We start from the raw sequence: 6,350 nt of genomic DNA on the forward strand, positions 1-6,350 counted from the left end.
GTGGTTCTCCTTCGCCAGGACCGTAACCCTGGCATCAGGGACTCCACAAATCTCAGTACAGCTCATTGGACGAGGCTGCCGCCTACTGCCGAAGGCGCCTCCGACTCACCCCCACCAGGAGCCGGTGACCCTGTCGCCGAGGTTGCACCATGCGGTGCTCTTCGCGGGCGCCCATACGAAGGGACCGTAGTGCACGTAACTGTAGCCCCCCAGGGTCTCGCACCTGATCACCATCCGGTATCGCCCCGAGTCGCACCAGACACTGTTCCCATAGTGGCCCTCGCTGCCGCGTTCCGGGTTGCCCCAACAAGCCTGCGCTTCGGAATTACTGGACGCAGGAACAGCGGCCAGCGACGAACCGCTATCCGCTACAGCGCTCGGCGTGAGGGTCATCGCTCCCCCCAAGGCGAGCGCCGTTGAGGCTACTGTCCTTGCAATAAGCCCTTTGATCATGAAGATCCCCCAGTTGTTGACGAGATATGTCACTTCGGTCGATCGAGCGCCTCAACATAGGCTTCGGCCAGGGGCAGCCGCCAACGTTTCGAAGACCATCGAAACGTGCCCGGCCGCGGGGCTCCCTCCCGGTATCGGGCCCGGTCGTCCCGTCAGACGAGGGGGCTCTGCCCCAGCAGGGCGATGCCCAGTGACGTGACCGTGTGAAGGACCGCCTTGCCCTCGCGTCGGGTGGTGACCAGGTGGGCATTGCGCAGCGCCGTCGCGTGGTGGCTCGCGGTCGCCGGCGAGATGTTCAGGCGGCGGGCCAGCTCCGTGGTGCCGCATCCGCCGACGGCCGCCCTCAGCACTGCGGCCCTGGTACGTCCCAGCAGGTCGTCGAGTGACGGGGCGGTGGACTCGCCGACGCCCTCCCACAGCGCGGTGTCGAGCGAGGTCCCCCTGAGGGTGGGGACGGCCAGAATGGGTGCCCGGGACGGGTCCAGCGGCGGGTACAGAAGTTCGACCTGCCGTGTGGAGAACATCGTCGGCGCAATGACGAGACCTCGCCCGTTCAGGTGGATGTCCGCATTGCGTGTGTGGACCACTTCGAGCACGGGCGGCCGCCAGCGGACCAACGGACCGCAGAGTGTGGTGAGGAGCTGCTCGACCCCACCGTCGGCCATCGCGCCCACGTACCCGGCCCGGACCTCGCTCAGATGGGAGCGCACCCTGCTCCAGTAGGGGGCGACGGTGACGCTGTGGCAGGCCCTGAGTGCCGCGGCCACCTGGAGGCGAGCTTCCCGGTCGCCGTCCATCAGGGTCCGGGCCCAGGATCGGTCTGCGGGGTGGAAGTCGATGTTCTCCAGTTCGAGGCACATCAGGGCGCGGGGAGCCGCCATAAGGTTGTCCACCGCCTCGTCGACGGATGCCGTGTCTCCCATCAGGCTCATCGCGTCGATCAGCGGACCGCGTTTGGGCATCAACGCGGCGAGCGGGCCGGCCTGTCCGCCCAGCCGTCCACGTACCGATACGTGCCAGCGGCGGAAAGCGAGACTGGCGTCGCGATCCTTCAACAGCCTCACACTGTCGAACGTCTCCGCCGCCACGCCGATCGTCGTGGCCACGCGGGTCCGCGCCAGGTCCTCCGCCGTAAAGTGAATGCGTTTCACCGAGCGCCCCGTCCTACGCGCCACTGTTTGGCCTACAGCAGTCTCAGTTCCGGACAGATGTCACGCAATGATCAATCAGGCCACCGCCGGTCGACCCGGGATCTCAAGCAGGTGCTGAACCCACCGGACACGTCTCCTTAATCCCGAACCCGCGTCGGCGGCCCCGCCCGTCGGCCTCCCGGCGGCATTGAAGTACCGCCGCGGCCGTGGTGAGTGCCGGGGGCACGGACTCCGGGACTCACGTACTTCGGGGCTGGGTCAGTAGGTGTTTTTGATCCCTGGCCGTGAGGTGGGTACGGCTGGATGATCTGGTTCGTGGGCTGGCGGGACAGTTCGGCGGTACTGCCGGGAGTGTGGTGATCCGCTACCGCAGGCGATGGCGGCGGAGGCGGTGTTCTGCTCGGGTCGGTGCAGGTCGCGGCGGTGGCGGAGGCTTCAGCGGACCCGGCAGCGGGTGGCTGCGATGCAGCGCGGAGAGCATGCGGAGTGCCCGGTCTGCGGGCGGTCGTGGATGGTGGGGGTGGAGCGGCCGAGGGCTGCGGTGTACTGCTCGGACCGTTGCCGGGTGCGGGCCTGCCGTCAGCGGCGGGCGTCGCGGAACGGCGTTACGGAAACGCCGTAGCCGAACGCCTCGCGAACACCTCGAACACCCTTTGTTTTGCAGGGAAGTTGGGACCGACTCCCGAGCGCTTCGAGCGCCCCCCGGCTCACGCCCTGCCCCGGCGTGTCGCGCACGCGTCACGGTGGACGGTGACCGGGGCCGGCGCCCCCTTGACCGGTCACGTCGTGGCGGCCGGGCCGGACCCGGGCGAGGCGGTGGTCTTCATGACCGATGTGGCCGACCGGATCGGGAACGTCACCCGGCAGCGTTACGAACAGCTCGTCACCCGGGCGAAGGAACTGATCGCGCAGGTCGCGAGGGCGCAGTTCGCTTTGGGTGACATGGCGTTGGAGTCGAGCCGATGAGGGCGGTGGGCGGGTCGATGCCGAATGGCACCGAGGACCTGTTCAGCGTGACGGAGTCATTGCAGATGTTCGCGGATGACATCGGCGTCGAGCGCAGGACGGTGGAGGACTGGCGTTACACCGCCAACCGGTGGCCCGAGGGGCACCGCAAGGAGGGCGTGTCGTTCACTCGGACATATCCGAAGAGGGTGACGGCGGCGTGTATACGGGTGCCGGCGTCCGGCCCGAGGCCGTCCAGCGCTGCCGGGGCCCAGTCGATGTGCCGCATGCCGTGCTGAACGACCATCAGGCGGCTGAGGTTGAGGACCGCGTCCGGCCAGGGAAGCACCTGGTAGAGACGCCACTGGATCGCTGCGGACAGTTCGAGTCCTAATCCACCGCCCCGCGGTGCCCCCGCGCCTTCGCTGCGAGCCATGGATCTGACGGTGCCGCAGGACAGCATGCTCGTGGCCCCAGCGGCAGGTGAGCTCAACAGGGTCACGACCGTGAACCAGAGACGGTGTCATCCGCCGTCGTGCGCGTCCTTCGATGTGCGCGGCGGCCGCTTCGTGTGGGGCAAACGACCGGCACACTCAGCGACCGGGCCGGGCTACTGTGCCCGTCGTGCGGGGCTGACACCGGCCATGGCGGTCGCGCATGACCTCACCCGCAGGGCGACCCTCGCCTGATGCGCGTCAACTTGAGGCGGTGCACGACTGACAAAGTCCCCTGCACGGACGACAAAGTCCGAAGCCCACGACGACCCTGAGGTGGCTGTGGGCCAACGACGCCGAGGCCCACACTTGCGTGCCGTCCAAGGCCGCGTTCAAGGCCTGGGCCAACCGTCTCACGGTCTGACGGACCGGCCGTTCCACGAACCCACCGCGGCCCGTTCCCTCCCTGCAGGGGGGAACGGGCCCGGAGTGGACCCACGCGGCCCCGAAGGCCGTGCAACTCACCGCACACCCCAGTCGGTTCACTGACAAAGGATGGACATGAGCACTCGTAGAAGCCGCCGTCTCGCCAGCCTCACCCTCACAGGCGCCCTGCTCACCGGCACACTCGCCGTGGCGTTCGCGGCGGCCCCCGCGGCATCGGCGCACGGCACCTACCGGCACTGCACCTACAGCGTCAGCATGTTCGTCGACAACAACCGGGACCTGAGGGCGCCGCTCCCCTGGGGTTGGAACGAGTTCACCCCGACCTCCACCTGCTACCTGGCCAACGGTGATGTCGGCAGCAGAACCGATTCCGCCGTCACGGCTCTGCAGCGAGCGTTGAAGAAGTGCTACTCCGCCGGTCTCACGCTCGACGGGGATTTCGGCGACCTGACGGAAGCCGCCCTTAGGAGGGCGCAGAGCGCCTCGGGTGCGAGGGTCGACGGCGAGTACGGTCCCAACACTCGCGACCACATCAAGTGGCCGGTCTACCGGGAGAGCACGGGGCAGTTCGTGAAGTGCTCCAAGACGTCGAGCATGTCCTCGGTGTACATCCCTTGACCCGCCCTTCGGCTGGTCCGGCCAGCCGAAGAAGCGACGCGCCCCGGTAGGGCTGTTTCAAAGTCCTGATGACGGTGCGGAGTCGCAGGTCACGGTGGTGCGACGTCTGCAGACTGTCCCGTCCCGAACGCAGCGAAACTCCGGTTGGAGCGGGTGACCTCTCAAGTCGCCTGCACTGTCCGGGGCTTCGATGTGTCGCCACTCTGCCACCGTCTGCCTGATCAAAACGCCCTCGCGTCAGCATCGCGCCCTTGCCCGGCTGCCGCAGCGGCTGGCCCCGCTCGCGCGACCCCATCGTCGCGAACGACCGGGCCGTGCGAAAGTGTCGGCGACGCGTGAATCGTGGCTCAGTCAAGATTTCCGTGAAGCCGATCGGTGAGCCGTCTGGGTCGTGCAGCCCTTCACCCGCTGGCCGCTGCGCAAACTCGTCGCCTACCTGCGCAAAGTCCACGGCCGGATCATCCGCATCGGCCGTGAGGCGTTACGCTGCCTGCTCGCCCGCCGCGGTGTCACCTTCCAGCGCACCAAGACGTGGAAGGAATCCCCCGACCCCGACCGCGAGGCGAAGCTGGACCGGATCGAGGAGGTCCTTCACCGCTTCCCGGACCGGGTGTTCGCCGTCGACGAGTTCGGCCCGCTCGGAATCCGGCCCACCGCAGGATCGGGCTGGGCCGAACGGAAACATCCCGACCGGCTGCCGGCCACCTACCACCGCACCCACGGGGTGCGCTACTTCCACGGCTGCTACGCGGTCGGCGACGACCGGCTGTGGGGCGTCAACCGCCGCAGGAAGGGCGCCGGGAACACGCTGGCCGCGCTGAAGTCGATCCGCGCCGCCCGGCCCGACGGCGCCCCGATCTACGTGATCCTGGACAACCTGTCCGCCCACAAGGGCGCCGGCATCCGCCGCTGGGCGAAGAAGCACAAGGTCGAGTTGTGCTTCACCCCGACCTACGCCTCGTGGGCCAACCCGATCGAGGCGCACTTCGGACCGCTGCGGCAGTTCACCATCGCCAACTCTGACCATCCCAACCACACCGTGCAGACCCGGGCCCTGCACGCCTACCTGCGCTGGCGCAACGCCAACGCACGCCACCGCGACGTCCTGGCCGCCGAGCGCCGCGAACGCGCCCGCATCCGCAGCGAGAAGGGCATCCGCTGGGGCGGACGCCCGCTCACCACCGCAGCCGCCCTTTGGACGCGCCGCCCCTGAGGGGCGACGAGCCGTGTTCAGGAGGCGGACGGCCCCAATGCGGCATCCGTGCGCGGGGCGCCGGGCCGGGGTTCCTTGAGCTCGATGAACATGGAATGGGTGACCGTCTGGCCCACATTGCGGCCCTGGTGCTCCTGCGCGTCCAGCCAGCGGACCTGTCCCGCCTCCAGGGCGACCGGGACGTCTCGGCCTCCGGCCGAGATCACCCGCTGGAACGAGGAGAGGGTCACCATGACGGTGTCCGGATGGGCATGCCGGTGCGTCGCATCGCCCGGCGTATCGCGGTACTCCAGCACCCGCACACGTTCGTTCTCCCACACGACCCGGTACAGCTGCGGGTCGGTGACCACAGGGTCATTCATGAGACTAACGTACCATGACGGCATGGCAGTACCATATGAGTCGACGGGGCGGATCCGGCAGAAGCAGCGCACTCGCGACGCCCTCGTCGAGGCCGCCCGGTCCCTGCTGGAGAGCGGACACACCCCGACCGTGGAACAGTCGGCTGACGCCGTCGGCATCTCCCGTACCACGGCCTACCGTTACTTCCCGAACCAGAGACACCTGCTCCTGGCCGCGATACCGACCATCGACCGGCCCAGCCTGCTCGACCAGGACGCACCCGATGACGTCCACGCCCGCCTCGACCTGGTCATGGCCGAGCAGACGGAGATCTTGCGCAGGTGGGAGCCGCAACTGCGAGCCGCGCTGCGGCTGTCCCTGGATCAGGAACCACAGACGCCGCGCGATGCCCGCCCAGTGCTGCGACAAGGCAGGGCCATCGCATGGATCGAGGACGCCCTGGCACCGCTGGCCGAGTCGCACCCGCACATCGACCGCAGACGACTCGCTGTCGCTATTCGCGCCGGCTGCGGAATCGAGGCTTGGGTCTGGATGGTGGACATCGCCGGTGTGTCACGGACGGAGGCCGCAACCCTCATGCGTGAGTCAGCACACGCGCTGCTGGCCGCAGCCCTGGCGCAACCCGGTGAACCTTCCCGTGAACCTTCCCGGTCACAGCACTAGTGTGATGCGCCTGAAATCGCGGGCTTAAGTCTCTCGCTGATTATCGGTGGCCGGCGGAGTGAC

The 6,350-nt window shown here is 68.2% G+C and carries 6 protein-coding genes and 1 pseudogene; 4 read left to right on the top strand and 3 right to left on the bottom strand.

Annotated elements, in window-relative coordinates:
• Nucleotides 1-605: 605 nt before the first annotated feature.
• Nucleotides 606-1,604 (bottom strand): ArsR/SmtB family transcription factor, encoded by a 999-nt coding sequence (locus tag ACYVO6_RS39670; RefSeq protein WP_461070124.1) that lies wholly within the window; start codon nucleotides 1,602-1,604, stop codon nucleotides 606-608.
• Between the two features lie 771 nt (nucleotides 1,605-2,375).
• Between ACYVO6_RS39670 and ACYVO6_RS39675 the strand changes: the two genes are divergently transcribed.
• Nucleotides 2,376-2,570, top strand: coding sequence for a hypothetical protein (locus tag ACYVO6_RS39675; RefSeq protein ID WP_461070126.1), 195 nt, complete (start codon nucleotides 2,376-2,378; stop codon nucleotides 2,568-2,570).
• A gap of 115 nt (nucleotides 2,571-2,685) precedes the next feature.
• On the opposite strand, the gene ACYVO6_RS39680 is transcribed toward ACYVO6_RS39675, so the two are convergent.
• Nucleotides 2,686-2,985 carry a hypothetical protein gene (locus tag ACYVO6_RS39680; RefSeq protein ID WP_461070128.1) on the bottom strand — a complete coding sequence of 100 codons (300 nt, stop codon included), beginning with the start codon at nucleotides 2,983-2,985 and terminating at the stop codon, nucleotides 2,686-2,688.
• Nucleotides 2,986-3,544: 559 nt separating this feature from the next.
• Here ACYVO6_RS39680 and ACYVO6_RS39685 point away from each other — a divergent pair.
• Together ACYVO6_RS39685 and ACYVO6_RS39690 are read left to right on the top strand one after the other, a co-directional pair.
• Nucleotides 3,545-4,048, top strand: coding sequence for a peptidoglycan-binding domain-containing protein (locus ACYVO6_RS39685; RefSeq protein WP_461070130.1), 504 nt, complete (start codon nucleotides 3,545-3,547; stop codon nucleotides 4,046-4,048).
• A 394-nt stretch (nucleotides 4,049-4,442) separates the two neighbouring features.
• A pseudogene (locus ACYVO6_RS39690) lies at nucleotides 4,443-5,261 on the top strand (IS630 family transposase); the annotation flags it as partial.
• Nucleotides 5,262-5,278: 17 nt separating this feature from the next.
• On the opposite strand, the gene ACYVO6_RS39695 reads toward ACYVO6_RS39690, so the two are convergent.
• Nucleotides 5,279-5,623 carry a cupin domain-containing protein gene (locus tag ACYVO6_RS39695; protein ID WP_461070132.1) on the bottom strand — a complete coding sequence of 115 codons (345 nt, stop codon included), beginning with the start codon at nucleotides 5,621-5,623 and terminating at the stop codon, nucleotides 5,279-5,281.
• A 22-nt stretch (nucleotides 5,624-5,645) separates the two neighbouring features.
• Here ACYVO6_RS39695 and ACYVO6_RS39700 point away from each other — a divergent pair, with 22 nt between their 5' ends.
• Nucleotides 5,646-6,287: a TetR/AcrR family transcriptional regulator gene (locus ACYVO6_RS39700; protein ID WP_461070134.1), complete on the top strand. Its 642-nt coding sequence runs from the start codon at nucleotides 5,646-5,648 to the stop codon at nucleotides 6,285-6,287.
• The last annotated feature ends 63 nt before the right edge of the window (nucleotides 6,288-6,350 follow it).

The organism is Streptomyces pseudoechinosporeus, assembly GCF_054783935.1.

What these genes read in the sequence shown, in the direction of transcription:
- ACYVO6_RS39680 (WP_461070128.1), bottom strand. Translation starts at nt 2,985, where the DNA reads ATGGCTCGCAGCGAAGGCGCGGGGGCACCGCGGGGCGGTGGATTAGGA.
- ACYVO6_RS39685 (WP_461070130.1), top strand. Translation starts at nt 3,545, where the DNA reads ATGAGCACTCGTAGAAGCCGCCGTCTCGCCAGCCTCACCCTCACAGGC.
- ACYVO6_RS39695 (WP_461070132.1), bottom strand. Translation starts at nt 5,623, where the DNA reads ATGAATGACCCTGTGGTCACCGACCCGCAGCTGTACCGGGTCGTGTGG.
- ACYVO6_RS39700 (WP_461070134.1), top strand. Translation starts at nt 5,646, where the DNA reads ATGGCAGTACCATATGAGTCGACGGGGCGGATCCGGCAGAAGCAGCGC.